Raw genomic sequence first — 17440 nt, 5'->3', positions numbered from 1 at the left:
CATTTTCTTGTTCTTTTTCATCTCAATATTTCATTATTTTGATTTTGTTTCAATCAATTTTCTATATTCTGTTATCGAATACCCCATCATTTTCTTGAACCAGATACTCAGGTAATGGGCATCCTGTATTCCGATCTGCCTGCCAATATTATAATCTTTTAAATTCGTTGTATGGATGAGCTCGAGCATCTTCAAAAGCCTCATGTCAGACTGTATTTCTACATACTTTTTTCCTGTAAAACTTTTCAACATCTTGCTCAGATGGCTGTTGCTGAGAGAAAACTCTGTACTCAAATAATTTAAACTCAATTCTTCCCTGTCAATCTGACTGAGCATAAACAGCAATATTTTCTGTATTGTCATTCCATTGCTGTCTCCACGTTCGATTTTTTTTCTGACAGCTATTTCTACCGCAATATTCCCCAGACAGTACTTCAGATGCTCTGCCGTATAACACCAGGACAACTCTTTATCAAACAAAAGGCCACACTGATTGATTTCCAAATCAATACAAAGTTTCTGGCAGCTCATATGTATCTTTCTGCGCAGTTCATAAAGATCTTCTTCATCCGGAATACAGCCTTTCACGATTTCTTGTACTTTTTCCATGCTGCCATTTTGGACTGCTTCTTTTAATTCTTCCCATCCGGGCAGCGCTTTCGCGCCTTCAATTTTCTCTTCCTGCCGTTTCTCCCGTATAAAGGCAAGTGCATCCAGATATGCCGCGCGGAGCATCCCCCACCCTTCAAACGGTTCTGATACTCCGGCTAACAGATGGCATCCTAATTTTGTCCGGATCAGTAATTTTAAAATATCTATACATTCCACAAAAGGAATTTCTGCATTATCAGAAATAATCACAATCCGGTTCCACAGATCTTTTAATACAACAACCCCCTCATCGCTCTCAAAAAATGCACTCGCTTCATCCAGCACCTGGGCAATCAAAGCCACTTCATAAAAACCTTCCTGAACGACCAGAACCGCAATTCTGACTTTATCACAACCTGTTCTGTCAATGGTTACTCCATACTCCAGAAGTTTGGCTTCTACATCTTCTCCTATATCGTCTTCTGCTAAAATCTTGTTAATATAAATATCCCGAAAGGCCGTTTTATGTTTTTCTATTTCATCCCGGAACTGGTTATGCTTTTCCTTCTGCTCGCGAAGCTTTCTAATTTCTTCTGTGGCACGCTCAAGGGCAGAGTTCAGTTCATCTGCCTGCACCGGCTTTAAAAGATAGTCAAAAATTCCCACTTTGATACTTCTTCTGGCGTATTCAAAATCATCATAGCCCGTTACAAGTATAATCTTAACTTCCGGCAGTATCTGCACACACTTTTCACTGAATGAAAGTCCGTCTTCCTCCGGCATACAAATATCACTGATAACGATATCCGGTCTGACGTTCTGAATATCCGCAAATGCATCGGCTCCGTTTGAATATTCCCCTATAATTTCCAGATTTAACCTGTCTGTGTTCATTTTCATGCGGATTAGCTTTCTAATCAGCATTTCATCATCAATAAGAATTACCTTCAGTTTTTCCATAATTCATATTCCCCCAAAACATCGCTTTCCAGATAAATATGTATCTCTGACATATCGCTATTTAATATCTCATATGAAAACGCATCTTCATACAAAAGGCTCAGTCTCTGGATAGTTCCCCTTAAGCCCAGACTGCGCTTCTCGCTGTATGTTTTGCAGGAAGATATCTCATCCATAACCTCTTTTGGGATTCCTTTCCCATTATCTCTCACGCAGATATGTATCTTATCTTGAATTTTCTCAACACAAACCTGAATGTACCCATATTGTTTCCGCTGCCGGATTCCATGCTGAAACGAATTTTCTACCAGCGGCTGAATCGTCAATTTTGGAATATTGTACTTAGCGCATGCTTCATCCAGACGGACATCAAATTTGAAGGTTTCCCCAAACCTTATTTTAAGGATATCCGCATAATCCCTGGCAATCTGTATTTCCTCACTGATTGAAAGAAATTCCCGGCCGCCACTGACTGATTTTCTATAAAAATCACCAAGTGCCTCGACAAGTTTTGCGCTGTCCCGCATGTTTTCCGTAAGAATAAGCGCCTCTAATGTTTCCAGTGTATTATAAAGAAAATGTGGCTTCATTAATTCCTGCATTTCATTCATTTCTACAATCCGAATGCGCTTCTGCCTTAAAACAGCTTCTTGGATCAATCGCTTGATCTCATCGACCATCTTATTGTACCCGTCAAACAATACGCGGAATTCGCTTAAATATGTCCGTTCACTGATTTTGGTAAGTTCTCCGTGTTCCACGTTTTTCATTCTGTCCAGCAGGGCTTGTACCGGTCTTGTCAGAATATTTGCAATTGTGACCGAAATTCCTATAATCAAAATTCCAAGTGCAATGATGAGGATGATATTAAACTGTAAGATTTTTTGAAAACTATCCGTTTTTATTACGGGAGAATACCTGATGATTTTCCAGCCCTTCTCATAATTAATAATTCCTGATAAAAAAAATGGCTTTTCATCAATATTTTCCAGACGCAGCAGTTCACCATCCGAAGTTTCCAGTTCACTGGCAGTCTGCATAATACTGTCAGCCGGGCTAAGGTCTCCTTCTTTGAAGATTACATCGTTGTTTTCATTTAAAATGATAATCCCATCCTTCTCAGAAATAACACTCTCTGAAATAAGTGATTTTATTTTTTGATTATCAATCTGTACCCCTATCACACCACGGCTTTCAAAAGTATTCAGGTCATTAAATGGCCTTACCAGCACGGAATAATTCTGCCCCTCTCTCTTTTCTGTGAGCAGTTGGACCCTGCCATATTTATCTTTTAGCCAGTCATACTCTGTTGTATTTTCCGAATAAGAATCAGCATGCTCGCCGACAGTCAGTTTCTGTCCATTACGGTCAATCAGCCAGGCAGTATCGATACTTTCCGAGAACTGCATAACCGAATAAATTCGGCTGATCAGAACTTGCTGTTTATTAAAATCTGATACGATATTTCCACTTTTCATCTGGTCCTGAACTACACTGTCCGCCAGGATCAATTTAGAATAATTATCGGCATTCTCAAATACAGTAATCAAAGATGTATCAATTGAATGGAGTGTGGCAATGTTCTCCTGTCCGACAGTTTCAATCTCATACTGTTGATAGTGCCGGATATAAATCATTAAATACGCAAATATACTGAAAAAAATAATGATACTCAGTAAAAATGAAATTTTAAGGCTTAGTTTCAAATTAAGCATAATCTTCAAATCTTCCCCATTTTTCGTGATGGACAATTGCATGCTTTATTCCTTGGTAATAACGCACTTTATGCTGTATATGCAATAGTTGTTCCTGCATTTCGCCGATTCTGTCTGTTAATTCTTTTTCACTATTCAGAATAAGATCAAGAATTTCCTCAATATTGCCTTCAAGATCATTCTCATACTTGTAAAATTTACATATCTCCCCGAGGGACATTCCGCAGTCTTTAAAGCATTTTATACTTGTAAGCTGCTGTAAATGAACCTCATTGTAAATCCTCAATCCATTCTTATCTCTTTCTACACCTTTAAGCAGGCCTAATTTCTCATAATATCTAAGTGTCGACGCAGGAAATTGTGTGATTTCCGATATAACCCTGATACTGTATTGCTTCATATTCTCCTCCTAAACTATAATTTTGAGCAGAAAAAGCATAACATTTCAAAATGCTGTTGACTTAAAGTCTACTTCAAATGATACGATTTGTAAAGAAAATAAATATTCAAAAAGGAGAAATCAAAATATGAAGTATCGAAACTTAGGTAAATGTGGTTTAAAAGTAAGTGAAATCGCTCTTGGAAGCTGGATGACAAATCTGGCCCAACCATCTGCTGTTGAAACAGCCAGAGAAACAATAAAGTTCGCCTTTGACTCCGGTGTGAATTTCTTCGACTGCGCAGATGCATACAGCAGCGGGGAAGCCGAGCGTTTTCTGGGGCAGGTATTAAAGGATTATCCGCGCCACGAACTTGTTATCTCCAGCAAAGTGTATTTTCCCACCGGAGCCGGCATCAACGACCGGGGATTGTCCAGAAAACATATTTTAGAAAATTGCTCCGCTACCCTAAAAAATATGCAGTTGGATTATCTTGATCTATATTATTGCCACCGCTATGACACCGGGACTCCTATGGAAGAAACACTGCGGGCAATGAGCGACCTTGTTTCTCAGGGTAAAATTTTATACTATGGTGTGAGTGAGGAATGGGGGAGTGACAGAATCGAGGAAGCCCAGAGGATTATTGAACGTTACAATCTGTATCCCCTTACAGTGATACAGCCCCAATATAATATGCTGGACCGCTATATTGAGCATTCCCTGCTTGATACCTGTCGAAAATATGGTATCGGAATCACATCTTTTTCACCACTTTCACAGGGCATCCTTACCGGAAAATACAAACGCGGCCAGGCATATCCCGCCGGTTCCAGAGCTGTCCACCAGGCGGATCACCAGGTTGAAAACCTCCTGACAGACCATACCTTTGAAATTGTAGAAAAACTGACGGCCATTTCCGATGAATTGAATATTCCCCTGGCAGTTTTGGCAATGGCATGGATTTTACAGAAAAAAGAAATCAGCTGCATCATCACGGGGGCAAGTTCACCGCAGCAGTTGCAAAACAACTTGTCTGCAAGCGATTATACGATTCCGCAGCCTATTCTCGAGAAAATCGAAGAAATTTTAGACTTTAAAAAATATGAACGGCATGTAGGATAAATCACACAGGGGATGCAGCACGAAGTAATTAGTGCCGCATCCCCTTCTTTTTAATCAATCTGCCAATCTACCGGCTCCACATTGTTCTCCTCCAGAAAACGGTTCGTCTGGCTAAACGGTTTGCTCCCGAAGAATCCCCTGTATGCAGACAACGGGCTTGGATGGGGGGCCTGAAGAATCAGGTGCTTTGGATTATTCAGCATCACCTTTTTCCGCTGCGCCGGGCTTCCCCAGAGAATAAACACGATCGGCCGGTCCTGCGCATTAAGTACTTTAATCGCTGCATCCGTAAATTCCTCCCAGCCGATTCCCCTGTGGGAGTTAGCCTGATGTGCCCGAACCGTGAGAACGGTATTAAGCATCAGCACACCCTGTTCGGCCCATTTTGTCAGACAGCCGTGATTGGGGATCTCGCTGCCGAGGTCATCATGAAGTTCCTGATAAATGTTCACCAGTGACGGCGGAACCTCCACACCTTTTTTTACAGAGAAGCACAGCCCGTGTGCCTGACCGTTATTATGGTACGGGTCCTGCCCCAGAATCACAACTTTTACATCCTTAAGTGGTGTAAGATGAAACGCATTGAATATATCATTTGCGGGCGGAAATATCAGACGGGTATGGTATTCCTGATTCACCGTCTGGAATAAGTTCTTGTAATAATCCTTTTTAAATTCATCTTTTAGTGCTTCATACCAATCGCCATTTATCCCAGCCATGTTCATTTACTCCTATCTTTTATGTTTAATTAATCGAAGGCTCTCTACAGCCTTACTGAAATGCCTTCCTTCTGGAGGTATTCCTTCACTTCCCTGATTTCCAGTTCTTTATAATGGAACAGTGAAGCTGCCAGTGCGGCATCTGCCTTCCCTTCTGTCAGCGCTTCTTTAAAATGTTCCAGTCTGCCGGCGCCGCCTGATGCTATGACCGGAATCGAAACATTTTCCGCAATCGTACGTGTCAGTTCCAGATCATAGCCTGCCTTTGTGCCGTCACAGTCCATGCTCGTCAGCAGAATCTCTCCCGCTCCGAGGCTTTCGACCTTTCTGGCCCATTCGACTGCATCTATACCGACATCGATCCGGCCGCCGTTCTTATAGATATTCCATCCACTGCCATCCTCCCGCTTCTTCGCGTCGATTGCCACGACTACACACTGGCTGCCGAACTTTTCCGCTGCGTCATGGATCAGTTCCGGAGTATTGATTGCAGAAGAATTGATGGAAATCTTATCTGCTCCTTCACGAAGCAACGCCCTGAAATCTTCTACTGTACGGATTCCGCCTCCTACTGTAAACGGAATAAATACACACTCCGCCACCTTCCTGACCATATCCACAACCGTCTCCCTTGCATCGGAGGACGCCGTAATATCAAGAAATACCAGTTCATCCGCCCCGGCCTTGTCATAGGCCTTTGCAATCTCAACCGGATCCCCCGCATCCTTTAAATCCACGAAATTAACGCCCTTCACAACCCTGCCCGCATTCACATCCAGACATGGAATGATTCTCTTTGTAAACATCGCCCTTCCTCCTAAAGTTCCACAAAATTCTTCAGTATTTTTAAGCCTACGTCACTGCTCTTTTCCGGATGGAACTGGCAGGCAAACACATTTCCCGATTCAACGGAAGCGTGAATATGGGTGCTGTATTCCGTGGAAGCCTTCACGATGTTCTCATCCTCCGCCTTCAGATAATAGGAATGCACGAAATAAACATAGGACTGCTCCGGCACTCCCCGAAACAGTCTGCCATCCCCCCTAAGTTCCAGTGAATTCCATCCCATATGCGGAATCTTCAGCCCTTCCTGATCCGGAATACGCAGAATCTCTCCTTTCAGAACTCCAAGTCCCTTTACGCCGGGAGATTCATCGCTCCGCTCGAATAAAAGCTGGAGTCCAAGGCAGATTCCAAGAAACGGAATCTCCCTGGCCACAACTTCATGAATCACTTTATCAAGGCCTCTCTCTCTCAGATTCGTCATAGCATCACCAAAAGCCCCTACTCCCGGCAGGATTACTTTATCTGCCTTGAGAATCGTATCCCGGTCTTTCGTTATCACAACTTCCTGTCCGAGCAGCAGGAGCGCTTTTTCCACACTCTTTATATTGCCCGCGTCATAATCAATTACTGCTATCATAAGTTTTCATCCTTTCCCCTTTTATCTGTGTCCGTATTGCCGGTCCCGATTACAGGCACCGGGGCTGTATCAACCGTATCCAGATCGTGGAATAAGGCATACAATATACCGACTGTTGCCAGTTGGCACGTTGTATGCCTTAATAGTAGCATTTTAACGCATTTCCTTACGTTTTTCAAGATTTTTTACTTACCGGTTCCATTTTCCCGGAATCCAGTTCAAACCAGAATTCTACCCCGTTCTCGAAATTTCTGACACCATAATCCTGATGAAAAGACTCCATAATCGCCTTAACTATTGAGAGCCCGATTCCATTCCCGCCATACTCCCGGGTATGGGCCTTATCCACTTTGTAGAACTTATCCCAGAGCTTCCCTAGATCTTCCTCCGGTATTGGCTTGCCGCTGTTAAATACAGAGACTCTTACAGTCTCTTCCTTTGATGTTACCCGAATTTCAATCCGCTTTTCGTTCTCAACATGGTGGATCGCATTCGTAATATAATTACGCACTACCTGTTCTGTCTTAAATTCATCCGCCCATACACAAACCGATTCGTCTGCAATGAAATCGACCGTCGCCTCTGCCTGCTGTATTAAAATCTCGCAGCTTGCGAGTACCCCCCGTATCAGCCCTGCAATGTCAAACCGTTCGAATTCCACGTCATCATCCCCGAATTCGAGCTGGTTCAGAATCAGCAGGTTCTTGACCATCTGATTCATCTTCGCTGCTTCATCCATGATGACATCACAGTAAAAGTCACGGCTCTCCGGATCGTCATTCACACCTTCCTTCAGCCCTTCCGCATACCCCTGAATCAGCGCAATCGGTGTTTTCAGTTCATGAGAAACATTCCCGAGGAATTCCGTACGCATATTTTCCAGTTTTTCTTTCCGTTCAATATCCTTCTGAAGCCGGTTATTCGCGCTTTTCAGCTCGGATATCGTCTTTTCCAGCCTTTGGGACATCACGTTGAAGTTCCTGCCCAAGACTCCGATCTCATTATCACCGCCGCTTGTATATTTGGCATCAAAGTCCAGATTCGCCATACGCTGTGACAAGATGGCAAGTTCCTTGATCGGTTCGCTTATCTTTCTTGAGAAAAAACATACCAGAATCCCACCAAGCAGGATAGCGATTGCCCCCATATAAACAAGGAACTTATTCGCCAGATCGGCGCTCTCCCGGATGCTTTCCAGAGGACTCCGCATGACAAATATAGAATCGTCAGACATATTCCCCCACATCTCAAGATATTCCGTACCATTCACGAAATCTTTTGTCTTATAGATTTTGTAAGTATCCGTACTTTTCAGTGTCTTGCCATTATCCTGGTTTTTATCAAAAATATACGCCAGCAGCTTCACATAGAGCGGGCTGCTCCCGTCCCTTACTGTGGAAAACACGATGGACCCGTCAGTCTGCACGACTATAACAGAGATGTTACTCTTCTCTGTCTGCCTCCCAAGCTTCTCCGTCACCGAATCATCTCTGATCTCGTTCTGCCTGATCGCTTTATCGATAGAGCTGTACATATTCGTCAGGTCCGCCTGCTTATGGACAATGTAGTATTCCTCCAAAAACCCGGAGTTCACGACAAACATCAGCACGAGTATAAACACAATCAGACCGACAAAGACAACCATCATCTGCCGTCTTATGGAATGTTTCATGCTTCCACCTCGAATTTATATCCCATCCCCCAGATGGTCTTAATGTATTCCCCTTTATCGCCGAGCTTGCTCCTTAACTTCTTGACATGGGTATCAATGGTACGGGCATCCCCGAAATAATCATAATTCCATACATTATTCAGAATCTTCTCCCGGGAAAGTGCAATGCCCTGATTCTCAACAAAATATGTGAGCAGCTCAAACTCTTTGTAGCTTAAGTCAATAGCCTTATCGTCTATTTTAACGATGTGTGCAGCTTTATCTATCATAATACCGCCTGCATCTATCACATCTGAGGCTTCAATCCCTTTCGTCCGCCTGAGAATGGCCTCCACTCTCGCCACAAGGATCTTCGGACTAAACGGTTTTGAAATGTACTCATCGACTCCAAGATCGAATCCCTGAAGTTCATCCCGTTCTTCGGAACGTGCGGTCAGCATAATAACAGGCACCTTAGAGTGCTCCCTGATCTCCCTTAAAACCTGCCATCCGTCCATCTTTGGCATCATAACATCCAGTATAATCAGGGCAATTTCCTTATCCTCATAAAAAATATCCATAGCCTCCATGCCATCTCCGGCCTCCAGCACAATATATCCTTCCCTTGTCAGGAAATCCTTCACAAGCTTACGCATCCTGCTTTCATCATCTACAACTAAAACTTTGACTTTCTCCATCCTGATCGTCTCCTATCCGCATGATTACTCTGTTTATTACTTTTTGTATCATAACAGGTAAATATGGCAAAACTGTGAAAATACGCGCCCTGCGGGCATAAACAGTAACTTTTATTCCACACTTTTCAAAGATTCAACCATATTGATCCTCTTAAGTTTAAAATACATCACCGCATTAACGAAAAGCGAGAATCCGATTGTAATCAAAAAACTATAAACAAAACTACTCGGATCAATCTCCCGGCCGAACATCACCGAATCAATCTCAACCGTTACGATGACAAATTGATGCAGCAATTTTCCAAGGAACATTCCGAAAAGGGCACCAATCACAGTCAGGATGATATTCTCCCTGTACACATAAGCCGATACTTCATTATCATAAAATCCCAGTACTTTCAATGTGGCCAGTTCTCTCTGCCGTTCCGTAATGTTGATATTATTCAGATTATAGAGTACGACAAAGGCAAGCATTCCTGCTGAAATCACGAGTACAATCAGAACGATATCCAGACTGCTAAGCATGCTGTCCAACTGGTCCTGAAGTGTATTTGTATAGCTGACACTCAAAGCCCCTTTCGTCTCCAGAATAGATTCTCCAACCTTTTCTATCTGGCCCTCTTTTCCGGCCTTCATTTTATAGTAGATCGAATTATAGTCCGGGGCTTTCCCGTAAAGTTCCTCATATAATCCGGGTGTCATATAGAGATAATGCCCCATGTAGTTCTCACATATATTTTCTATTCTGACCTCAATCTCACCCTTATCATCATCTTTAATCCTGATAGTATCACCGGCTTTTACGTCCAGTGTTTTTGCCATCTTTTCATTCAGGATGGCGCCCTTGTCATCCAGTTTATAATGTTCACCCGTAATCCGGTTCTTAAACACGACAAAATCTGAAAATCCCTCCACATTGCGCGGTACATTCAGATATACATCCTTCGTTACCTTGCCGTGGCTGACCTCTATCTGCTGGAGAAGGTTCTCCGCCGTGCTTTCCACCCGTGAGTCGGATGTCAATATGTCGAAGGATTCCTCTTTCTGCTCATTGGATGCATCCTCATCAAGAATGATGTTTCCGTCATAGAGCTGAATATCATTATACTGGAATACCGCAATATCAAAGATTGAGTCTTTCAGTCCAAATCCGACCAAAAGCAGTGCCATACAGCCGCCGATTCCAAAAACGGTCATGAAAAACCTCTTTTTATAACGGATCAGGTTTCTTACGGTTGCCTTCCAGATAAAACTCAGATGCTTCCATATAAATGGAATCCTTTCCATAAATACACGTTTTCCCTGCTTCGGTGCCGGCGGGCGCATCAGTTCTGCCGCCTGTTCCCTCATCTCATTAAAACAGGAGAAAATCGTTGCAAGCAGCGTACACGCCAGCGCGGCTGCCGATGCAGTCAGACCGTAGAACATATTATACGGGATCTCGACGTTCGGCATATGCTGGTACATTATCCCGTATGCAGTAATAATGATATAAGGAAGTATTTTCTCACCAATCAGAATTCCCAAAACACTTCCGCTGACAGTTGCCAGACAGGCATAGCCGAGATATTTCCCGGCAATCGAATGCCGCTCATATCCCAGTGCTTTCAGCGTACCAATCAGAGTCCTTTGTTCCTCCACCATACGTGTCATGGTTGTCAGGCTGATCAGTGCAGCCACGAGGAAGAACAATACCGGGAATACCTGGCCGATCGCCTTCATACGGTCTGCATTTTCCCCATACCCTGTGTATTCTGTCAGGGTACTCCTGTCATAGATGTACCATTTTGCATGGTCAATCTTTCTGATGTCATCTTCTGCATCCTGAATCTTCTTCTCGCCATCCGCAATCTTCGTGTCCGCTTCTTTTTTCGCGTCGTCATACTCTTTCTGTGCATCATTTAATTCCTGCTCTTTTGAGGAAATCTCACTCTCTGCATCAGCAAGATCATTACGTCCCTGTTCAACCTGAGCCCATCCATCATTGATCTGCTGCTGTCCGTCATTGAGCTGGGCGGCTGCCTCCTCAATCTGGGCGCGGGCAGCCTCGATCTGCTGGTCACCTTCGGCTATTGACGCCTCCATCACCTGAAGCGTCCCAAGCGTCTGCGGGTCTGTCATCCCGCTTGAAACAAGTGCGGCGTACTGTTCCTTCGCCTGGTTCAGCTCTTCAATCTTTTCATTCAGCGTATCAGTCTGTGCATTTAAATCTGCATAGCCCTGATCTACCTCTGCCTGCTTCTCATTCAGCTGGTTACTGGAATCTTCCAGTTTTGCATAACCGTCTGCAATCTCGGTCCTTGCATCATTCAGCTTGTTTCTGCCGTCGTCCAGCTTTGCTTTTGCATCATTTAGCTTCTCATTTGCTTCCTGTCTGGCATCGTCTAATTCTTTCTTGGCATCGTCCAGCTTTTCATTGGCTTCATCTACGATTTCCTTGTACCTGGCATTTTCCCTCGTCTTACGGATCTTCTCGACTTCATCCATCACAGCCTCAACCCTGTCATCATATTCATCCGTAAATGCAGTCAGCTCTTTCGCCCCGCCGACTGCTGCATACAGCTCCGTATACACATCCATATCAAAACTGCTTTCAGGGACACAAACAAATCCACTGACGGAACCTGTCCCGATCGTACTGCTGCCTCTGTGGAAAGAAATGTAGCACGGACTGCTCACACTCCCCACAATTGTAAAAGTGTCATTCTTCAGCGTATCCTTAATGTCATCGTCATTACCGGATGTAAATGTAATCTTGTCGCCGATCTTATACTCACTGGAAGATAAGAAATCCACATCCACAGCGCACTCGCCGCTTTTCTGCGGAAGCCGCCCCTCTTCCACAGTTACTTCATTCATGGAAGGAAGAAGCGATGTAATATGTACTACCTTTTTGCTGTCATATACACTGCACAACGCGTCCGTTGAATAACCGGCCTCAGCCTTCAGGATACCGTCGACCTCCTGAAGCGCTTTCAGATCGTCTTTTGTCAGGCCCAGTGTGCTGACTACCTTAATATCCATCAGATTCTTCTCATCAAAGTAAGCGTCGCCCGAGAGACGCATATCCGGCTCCGCAGAGCGGATTCCGGAGAAGAATGCAACCCCGATTGCAACAATAAAAAATATAGAAAGAAAACGCCCGAGGCTGCGGCGTATTTCCATATAAAAATCTTTTCTCAGTGCCTTCTTACTCATATCTTAGCCCTACCATTCAATTTCGTCTATTGATCTCGGATTCTCGTTCACTTCCATGCTTGAAACTTTTCCGTTCTTGATCCTGATCAGTCTGTCTGCCATTGGTGCAAGTGCTGAATTATGAGTGATAACGATCACTGTCATGCCGCGCTCCCGGCACATGTCCTGAAGCAGTTTTAAGATAGATTTCCCTGTATTATAATCCAGCGCCCCTGTCGGCTCATCACAGAGCAGAAGCTTCGGGTTCTTTGCCAGTGCCCGGGCGATGGAAACCCGCTGCTGCTCCCCGCCTGAGAGCTGTGCAGGAAAGTTATCCAGACGGTCCCCAAGTCCCACTTCCTCCAGAACCTCTCTTGCATCCAGTGGGTTTTTACAAATCTGCAGGGCAAGCTCAACATTCTCCAGTGCCGTCAGATTCGGCACCAGATTATAAAACTGGAACACGAAACCAATATCATTCCTGCGGTATCCCGTAAGCTGTCTCGAATTAAAACCTGTGATATCCTCCCCGTCGACAGTAATCCTGCCGTCCGTGGCCGTATCCATTCCGCCCAAAATATTCAGTACCGTCGTCTTTCCGGCACCACTGGGACCTACGATTATGACAAATTCCCCCTTGTTGATTGCAAAGTTAATGCCATCTACTGCGCGGATTTCCACTTCCCCCATTTTGTATACTTTCGTTATTTCTTCAAGTTTTACGAAATCATTCATAATGCTTCTCCTCGTCTGTCTGATATTCCCCCGTTAAATATTGATATTATAACATGAACCGCTGCAAAAGAGAGTGTGAATTCGTTATTATTTAATAAAAAATTTAAGCAAAAAAATCAACCGTTCAGCTATTAAAACGGTTGATTCTAAATTCTTTTATTTTCAATTAGCAGCCGGTCCCCAGATCAGGCAGAATATCCTCCGTCTCTGATTTAATTCCCTGTAAGCTGCCCGTTAGCCTTTACAGCCTTACGAAACAGCAGAAGTCCCACCAAAAACATGACAGATAACGCACTCACCCCGATATTCACATTGCCGGTAAGCTGGCTCAATACAGATACAAATGCAGTTCCGAATATAGAAGCCCCTTTCCCGCAGATATCATAGATACCGAAATACTCTCCTGACTTTTCCGCCGGAATGATCTTGGCAAAATAGGAACGCGACAGAGCCTGAATCGTCCCCTGAAACATTCCGACAAGCACTGCCAGTATCCAGAAATCAAGCTGCGTATCCAGCCAGTATGCATAAATAGCGATGCCCAGATATGCCGCAATACAGATTGTGATAATCGTTGTGGATGATATCTTCTTGGACAGCCTGCTGAAAATAAGTACACAGGGGAAAGCAACGATCTGCGTTAAAAGCAGTGCAAGCAGCAGCCCCGTGCTGTCCAGCCCCAGTGCCTGACCATAGGCCGTAGCCATATCAATTACTGTATAAACGCCGTCAATATAGAAAAAGAATGCAATCAGAAAAATAAGAATATGCTTTTCCTTCGCGATATCTTTAAATGTATGCCCCAGACGGCTGAAGCTGTTCTTGACAATATGTTCTGTTGTCTCCACAAAATACTTTTGTTTATAAGACCTAAGCAGCGGAAAGGCTGACAACAGCCACCAGACCGCCGTAATCAGGAAGGCGATGGCCATCGACGTCTGCATCCCAAGCCCGAGCTTTCCGGCGCCAAGCACCACCCCGAGGCTCGCCACAAACGGAATACAGCTCCCGATATATCCCCATGCAAACCCCTGTGAGGATACTATGTCCATCCTCTCCGGCTCGGTCACGTCTGTAAGCATGGCATCATAAAAAATGAGGCTGGAGGAATATCCTGTCTTAGCCAGAATAAAAATACCGAGAAACCAGATCCAAGAGGATATAAACCCCATAACAACACATCCTATGACACCCACACCCAGACAGACAGAAAAAATAACCTTCTTGTAATTCTTCGTATCCGCAACAGCTCCCAGTGTAGGACCCAAAATTGCAACAAGCAGGGTGCAGATCGATGTTGCATATCCCCAGTATGCCAGATAATTGACTGATGATATCCCCGCCTGATCGGCAAGGTGGTTAAAATAAATTGGGAAAATCGTTGCTACCAGCATAACGAATGCTGAATTCCCCACATCATACAGTACCCACTTCTTCTCCAAAGCCGCCATTTTAAATTTCATAGCCTTCCCCCTCACATCATTTGAGTCTTCCTGAAAAACAAATGCTTCCGGTCATCCCCGCCTATAGCGGCAGTGATTCCCAGTTGTCTCCGGCACCGAATGTCTCATGGAACCGTCCCGGCAGTTCTGCCTTTTGAAACAGTGTCTTCTGATATTGAATGATCAGTCCTGCAGCCAGAGGCACCGCTCCTGCATAAAGCTTCTTCAGAAGCAGGCAGTACTCTGCACATGCCGGATTCGGCTCCTCACTCATGACCATGCCATGCTTGGAATCATAACATCTGGCCGCCTTCATCGCCGTAAAGAGTACCTTTCTCCGTCCTTTGGTCGGTGCCATCAGAAGCTTATGAAACGTAATCATGGAGCTCAATGCCTTCTTCACCGTCTCTGCCTCCAGTCCGTCAAAAAACGGAGCGATAACCTTCGCATTCTCCATATCCGGATGTATATGCTTCGTCCCAAGATATGTGAGAGGATTGATATGGTCCTCTGTCAGCAGATAACGGTCGAACTCCATCTCCAGCTCAAAATGACTGATTCCGCTGACCTGAATCATCTTTTCAATGTACTTGTGGCACTCACTGTCCAGTGCAAAATGACAGATAAAACCATACATATAAGCTCTTGCCGCCGCAGGATTCTCAGACTTTTCGATCACATCCACTGCATTTTTGAAAAACTCATCGGCCATCTTATCATGGAGTGCATACCCCTGCGCACTCACCGGATTCTCAGAAAGCGCTTTATAATAGAACAGAATATCCGGCCCGTGCAGCCCTATATCAAACAGTGCCCTGTTGTTCTCAACCGATGTCTCAAGCGGTCTCGGAAGGGCGCTGATTACATCTTTTCCGAATTTGTAATGTGCATACGTTGTTGGCATAGTAAAAGACCTCTTTTCCTCTTATTATTATCATTGTAAGCACTTAATGCCCTTATTCGCGGCATCTTCATGCTATGTAAAAAATATCCGGCATGTGGGCAGTATCCACAGCTTTCTATTCTCAGTTGTCCCCCTCTTGACAGAACTTCATTCCAAAAACTTCATACTGTCTACATCATTATACCTTATATAAGGATAATAGTTCAACAAATATAACGCAAAGTAAATCCTTTTACATACTATCAGTTACTGTTCACAGGCAAGCCTGTAAACAGTAACGCGCCTGCTCATTTAAAGTCGCCTGCGGCGAGGAGCAGGCTTATTGGCTACTTTACGTTCTTCCTCTCAGCCTATCAGCGTAGTGATAGACTGGGGAGTGAACAGTAACTACTATCACACATTTCTGTTCATGAAACCACTATTTTATGTAAAATTCAGGTAAACTATAACGCTCTAAAAATTGTCACATTAAGGAAAGAAATGTAATTTTCCCTGAATGCCTTGACTTTACGGGACCTTTTCTATAGAATGGATATGCAGAAACATCTAAGGGCTTGTACTGGTTTCGACAGGGATCTTGAAGATGGAGAAGCTATCCGCAGGCTGATGCGTCAAATCGCAAAATTAAAATTAAACGCTAACGATAATTTCGAATTAGCTGCAGCCTAAATGCTGCATGTTAGCCCCGGGGTACCCGCACCCCGGGAATCTGGCACCGACTATGCGGGAAACGATATTGGCAAAGCTTTGAGCCAATAGGCGTATTATGAAGCTACTGAAACCGTAAGGATGTTAGTTTTCGTACGGCAGAGGGAATGACAAAGAACTGACTATGATAGTAGAAGTACATGGGATAGGTTTTTGGACGCGGGTTCGATTCCCGCCAGGTCCACTATTGCGGGGGAACGGCGAATATTCGCCTGTTCCCCCTTTTTAAGATTTTAGCTATTTTATAATTAGACCAGATATGGCTTCATACTCACCTCCTTTTATTCTTTTGCATAACTTTCCATTTACTTTGTTAATTCAAATATGTTATTGTATAATTAGATTATGGATAAGGGAGGAATTTTATGAAAAAGAGATTATTAGCAATTATTATGGCCGCTGCTATGGCATTTTCATTTACTGCATGCGGAACTTCAGATGGCAAATCAACATCCGCTGAAGATGTCAAAGAAAAGTTAGGGGATACACTGAAAGACCTTTCTGGAAAAGAGGAGGAAAAACCAGCAGATGTAGCGAAAGAACATTATGAAATAGATTTATCTGCCGGAAATTATATCGCAGGTACCGATATCCCTGTAGGTACATACAATATAACAGCAACCGGGGGATCCGGTAATGTCTCTTCATCTAATATGTTTACCGGAGGTTTAAATGAGATTATGGGCTCTCCTGCCGAAGAAGGGTATTCCATTGATTCTTTTAACGGATTGAAAATGGAATCTGGTGTCACATTAACACTGGGCAGTACTGTAACTATTCATTTAGTTTCTGAAGATGCCGAAGTTTCCTCAGTTACTCCAAGGACTGTTGCCGATGCTACCCCAATTGATTTAGGTGCTGGAAACTATACGGCAGGAACTGATTTCCCTGCCGGGACATATAATCTGATTGCTACCAGCGGCAGTGGAAATGTAAGTTCCGATAATATGTACCAGGGTGGTTTGAATGAAATTATGGGAAATCCGGCAGAAGCAGGGTTTAGCATATCACAATATAATAATGCAATTTTTGAAGAAGGTACTGTACTTTCTGTTTCTGGTGCATCCATACAATTAGTTCCTGTAGGAGAATAAATATAAACTAAAGCGTCCCTGCACCCATAGGAACAGCTTAAGATATACCCATTCAAAAAGGGGCTGTCGCATCAATTTTGAACCGCTCCCCGTCAAGTAGACAATTAAAAAAATAAAA

15 protein-coding genes and 1 other RNA gene are annotated in these 17440 nt (G+C 43.8%); 3 read left to right on the top strand and 13 right to left on the bottom strand.

From position 1 onward, the window contains the following. Positions 1–33: 33 nt before the first annotated feature. From DWX43_RS19500 to DWX43_RS19490, 3 genes are read right to left on the bottom strand one after another with little or no spacing between them, the layout of a single operon-like run. Positions 34–1551, bottom strand: coding sequence for a response regulator (locus tag DWX43_RS19500; RefSeq protein ID WP_118621535.1), 1518 nt, complete (start codon positions 1549–1551; stop codon positions 34–36). Further along, positions 1539–3266: a histidine kinase gene (locus DWX43_RS19495; RefSeq protein WP_182440769.1), complete on the bottom strand. Its 1728-nt coding sequence runs from the start codon at positions 3264–3266 to the stop codon at positions 1539–1541. The genes DWX43_RS19500 and DWX43_RS19495 overlap by 13 nt, the downstream gene beginning before the upstream one ends. Then, entirely contained in the window at positions 3259–3666 is a 408-nt protein-coding gene (locus DWX43_RS19490) for a MerR family transcriptional regulator (protein ID WP_118621533.1), read from the bottom strand. Before DWX43_RS19490 ends, DWX43_RS19495 begins: the two co-directional genes overlap by 8 nt. Positions 3667–3793: 127 nt before the next feature. Between DWX43_RS19490 and DWX43_RS19485 the strand changes: the two genes are divergently transcribed. After that, positions 3794–4771, top strand: coding sequence for an aldo/keto reductase family protein (locus DWX43_RS19485; protein WP_118621532.1), 978 nt, complete (start codon positions 3794–3796; stop codon positions 4769–4771). Positions 4772–4821: 50 nt separating this feature from the next. Here the strand turns inward: DWX43_RS19485 and ung are convergent, their stop codons facing one another. From ung to DWX43_RS19440, 10 genes are all read right to left on the bottom strand, one after another. Next, positions 4822–5490 carry a uracil-DNA glycosylase gene (gene ung, locus DWX43_RS19480; protein WP_118621531.1) on the bottom strand — a complete coding sequence of 223 codons (669 nt, stop codon included), beginning with the start codon at positions 5488–5490 and terminating at the stop codon, positions 4822–4824. A gap of 44 nt (positions 5491–5534) precedes the next feature. Next, entirely contained in the window at positions 5535–6296 is a 762-nt protein-coding gene (gene hisF / locus DWX43_RS19475) for an imidazole glycerol phosphate synthase subunit HisF (RefSeq protein ID WP_109731279.1), read from the bottom strand. Between the two features lie 11 nt (positions 6297–6307). Beyond that, entirely contained in the window at positions 6308–6913 is a 606-nt protein-coding gene (gene hisH / locus DWX43_RS19470) for an imidazole glycerol phosphate synthase subunit HisH (protein ID WP_118621530.1), read from the bottom strand. Continuing rightward, positions 6910–7065 carry a hypothetical protein gene (locus tag DWX43_RS27065; protein ID WP_181368670.1) on the bottom strand — a complete coding sequence of 52 codons (156 nt, stop codon included), beginning with the start codon at positions 7063–7065 and terminating at the stop codon, positions 6910–6912. The genes hisH and DWX43_RS27065 overlap by 4 nt, the downstream gene beginning before the upstream one ends. 23 nt (positions 7066–7088) lie before the next feature. Next, the gene (locus DWX43_RS19465; RefSeq protein WP_118621529.1) at positions 7089–8585 is read right to left on the bottom strand and encodes a HAMP domain-containing sensor histidine kinase; all 1497 of its coding nucleotides are present in this window, start codon (positions 8583–8585) and stop codon (positions 7089–7091) included. Next, on the bottom strand, positions 8582–9262 hold the full coding sequence (locus tag DWX43_RS19460; RefSeq protein WP_109731282.1) for a response regulator transcription factor: 681 nt from the start codon (positions 9260–9262) through the stop codon (positions 8582–8584). Before DWX43_RS19460 ends, DWX43_RS19465 begins: the two co-directional genes overlap by 4 nt. A gap of 111 nt (positions 9263–9373) precedes the next feature. Then, positions 9374–12460, bottom strand: a complete 3087-nt coding sequence (locus DWX43_RS19455; RefSeq protein ID WP_118621528.1) for an ABC transporter permease — start codon at positions 12458–12460, stop codon at positions 9374–9376. A 9-nt stretch (positions 12461–12469) separates the two neighbouring features. Beyond that, on the bottom strand, positions 12470–13174 hold the full coding sequence (locus DWX43_RS19450; RefSeq protein WP_118621527.1) for an ABC transporter ATP-binding protein: 705 nt from the start codon (positions 13172–13174) through the stop codon (positions 12470–12472). A 212-nt stretch (positions 13175–13386) separates the two neighbouring features. Beyond that, positions 13387–14637, bottom strand: a complete 1251-nt coding sequence (locus DWX43_RS19445) for an MFS transporter (RefSeq protein ID WP_118621526.1) — start codon at positions 14635–14637, stop codon at positions 13387–13389. Between the two features lie 61 nt (positions 14638–14698). Then, positions 14699–15520, bottom strand: coding sequence for a zinc dependent phospholipase C family protein (locus DWX43_RS19440; RefSeq protein ID WP_109731286.1), 822 nt, complete (start codon positions 15518–15520; stop codon positions 14699–14701). A gap of 550 nt (positions 15521–16070) precedes the next feature. Between DWX43_RS19440 and ssrA the strand changes: the two genes are divergently transcribed. After that, positions 16071–16415: a transfer-messenger RNA gene (gene ssrA, locus DWX43_RS19435) on the top strand. A gap of 178 nt (positions 16416–16593) precedes the next feature. Further along, positions 16594–17322 carry a hypothetical protein gene (locus tag DWX43_RS19430; RefSeq protein ID WP_182440768.1) on the top strand — a complete coding sequence of 243 codons (729 nt, stop codon included), beginning with the start codon at positions 16594–16596 and terminating at the stop codon, positions 17320–17322. The last annotated feature ends 118 nt before the right edge of the window (positions 17323–17440 follow it).

This window comes from Clostridium sp. AF19-22AC, assembly GCF_003479085.1.
GTDB lineage: Bacteria > Bacillota > Clostridia > Lachnospirales > Lachnospiraceae > Faecalicatena_A > Faecalicatena_A orotica.
The sequence above is the reverse complement of the archived record's forward strand: the minus strand, read 5'-3'. Positions and strand labels throughout refer to the sequence as shown.

Bases quoted from the DNA above. Each gene is read 5' to 3' on its own strand.
- hisF (WP_109731279.1), bottom strand. From the start codon at position 6,296: ATGTTTACAAAGAGAATCATTCCATGTCTGGATGTGAATGCGGGCAGG.
- DWX43_RS19450 (WP_118621527.1), bottom strand. From the start codon at position 13,174: ATGAATGATTTCGTAAAACTTGAAGAAATAACGAAAGTATACAAAATG.
- DWX43_RS19485 (WP_118621532.1), top strand. From the start codon at position 3,794: ATGAAGTATCGAAACTTAGGTAAATGTGGTTTAAAAGTAAGTGAAATC.
- DWX43_RS19465 (WP_118621529.1), bottom strand. From the start codon at position 8,585: ATGAAACATTCCATAAGACGGCAGATGATGGTTGTCTTTGTCGGTCTG.
- DWX43_RS19490 (WP_118621533.1), bottom strand. From the start codon at position 3,666: ATGAAGCAATACAGTATCAGGGTTATATCGGAAATCACACAATTTCCT.
- DWX43_RS19440 (WP_109731286.1), bottom strand. From the start codon at position 15,520: ATGCCAACAACGTATGCACATTACAAATTCGGAAAAGATGTAATCAGC.
- DWX43_RS27065 (WP_181368670.1), bottom strand. From the start codon at position 7,065: ATGCTACTATTAAGGCATACAACGTGCCAACTGGCAACAGTCGGTATA.
- DWX43_RS19460 (WP_109731282.1), bottom strand. From the start codon at position 9,262: ATGGAGAAAGTCAAAGTTTTAGTTGTAGATGATGAAAGCAGGATGCGT.
- hisH (WP_118621530.1), bottom strand. From the start codon at position 6,913: ATGATAGCAGTAATTGATTATGACGCGGGCAATATAAAGAGTGTGGAA.
- DWX43_RS19430 (WP_182440768.1), top strand. From the start codon at position 16,594: ATGAAAAAGAGATTATTAGCAATTATTATGGCCGCTGCTATGGCATTT.
- DWX43_RS19445 (WP_118621526.1), bottom strand. From the start codon at position 14,637: ATGAAATTTAAAATGGCGGCTTTGGAGAAGAAGTGGGTACTGTATGAT.
- DWX43_RS19495 (WP_182440769.1), bottom strand. From the start codon at position 3,266: ATGCTTAATTTGAAACTAAGCCTTAAAATTTCATTTTTACTGAGTATC.
- DWX43_RS19455 (WP_118621528.1), bottom strand. From the start codon at position 12,460: ATGAGTAAGAAGGCACTGAGAAAAGATTTTTATATGGAAATACGCCGC.
- DWX43_RS19500 (WP_118621535.1), bottom strand. From the start codon at position 1,551: ATGGAAAAACTGAAGGTAATTCTTATTGATGATGAAATGCTGATTAGA.
- ung (WP_118621531.1), bottom strand. From the start codon at position 5,490: ATGGCTGGGATAAATGGCGATTGGTATGAAGCACTAAAAGATGAATTT.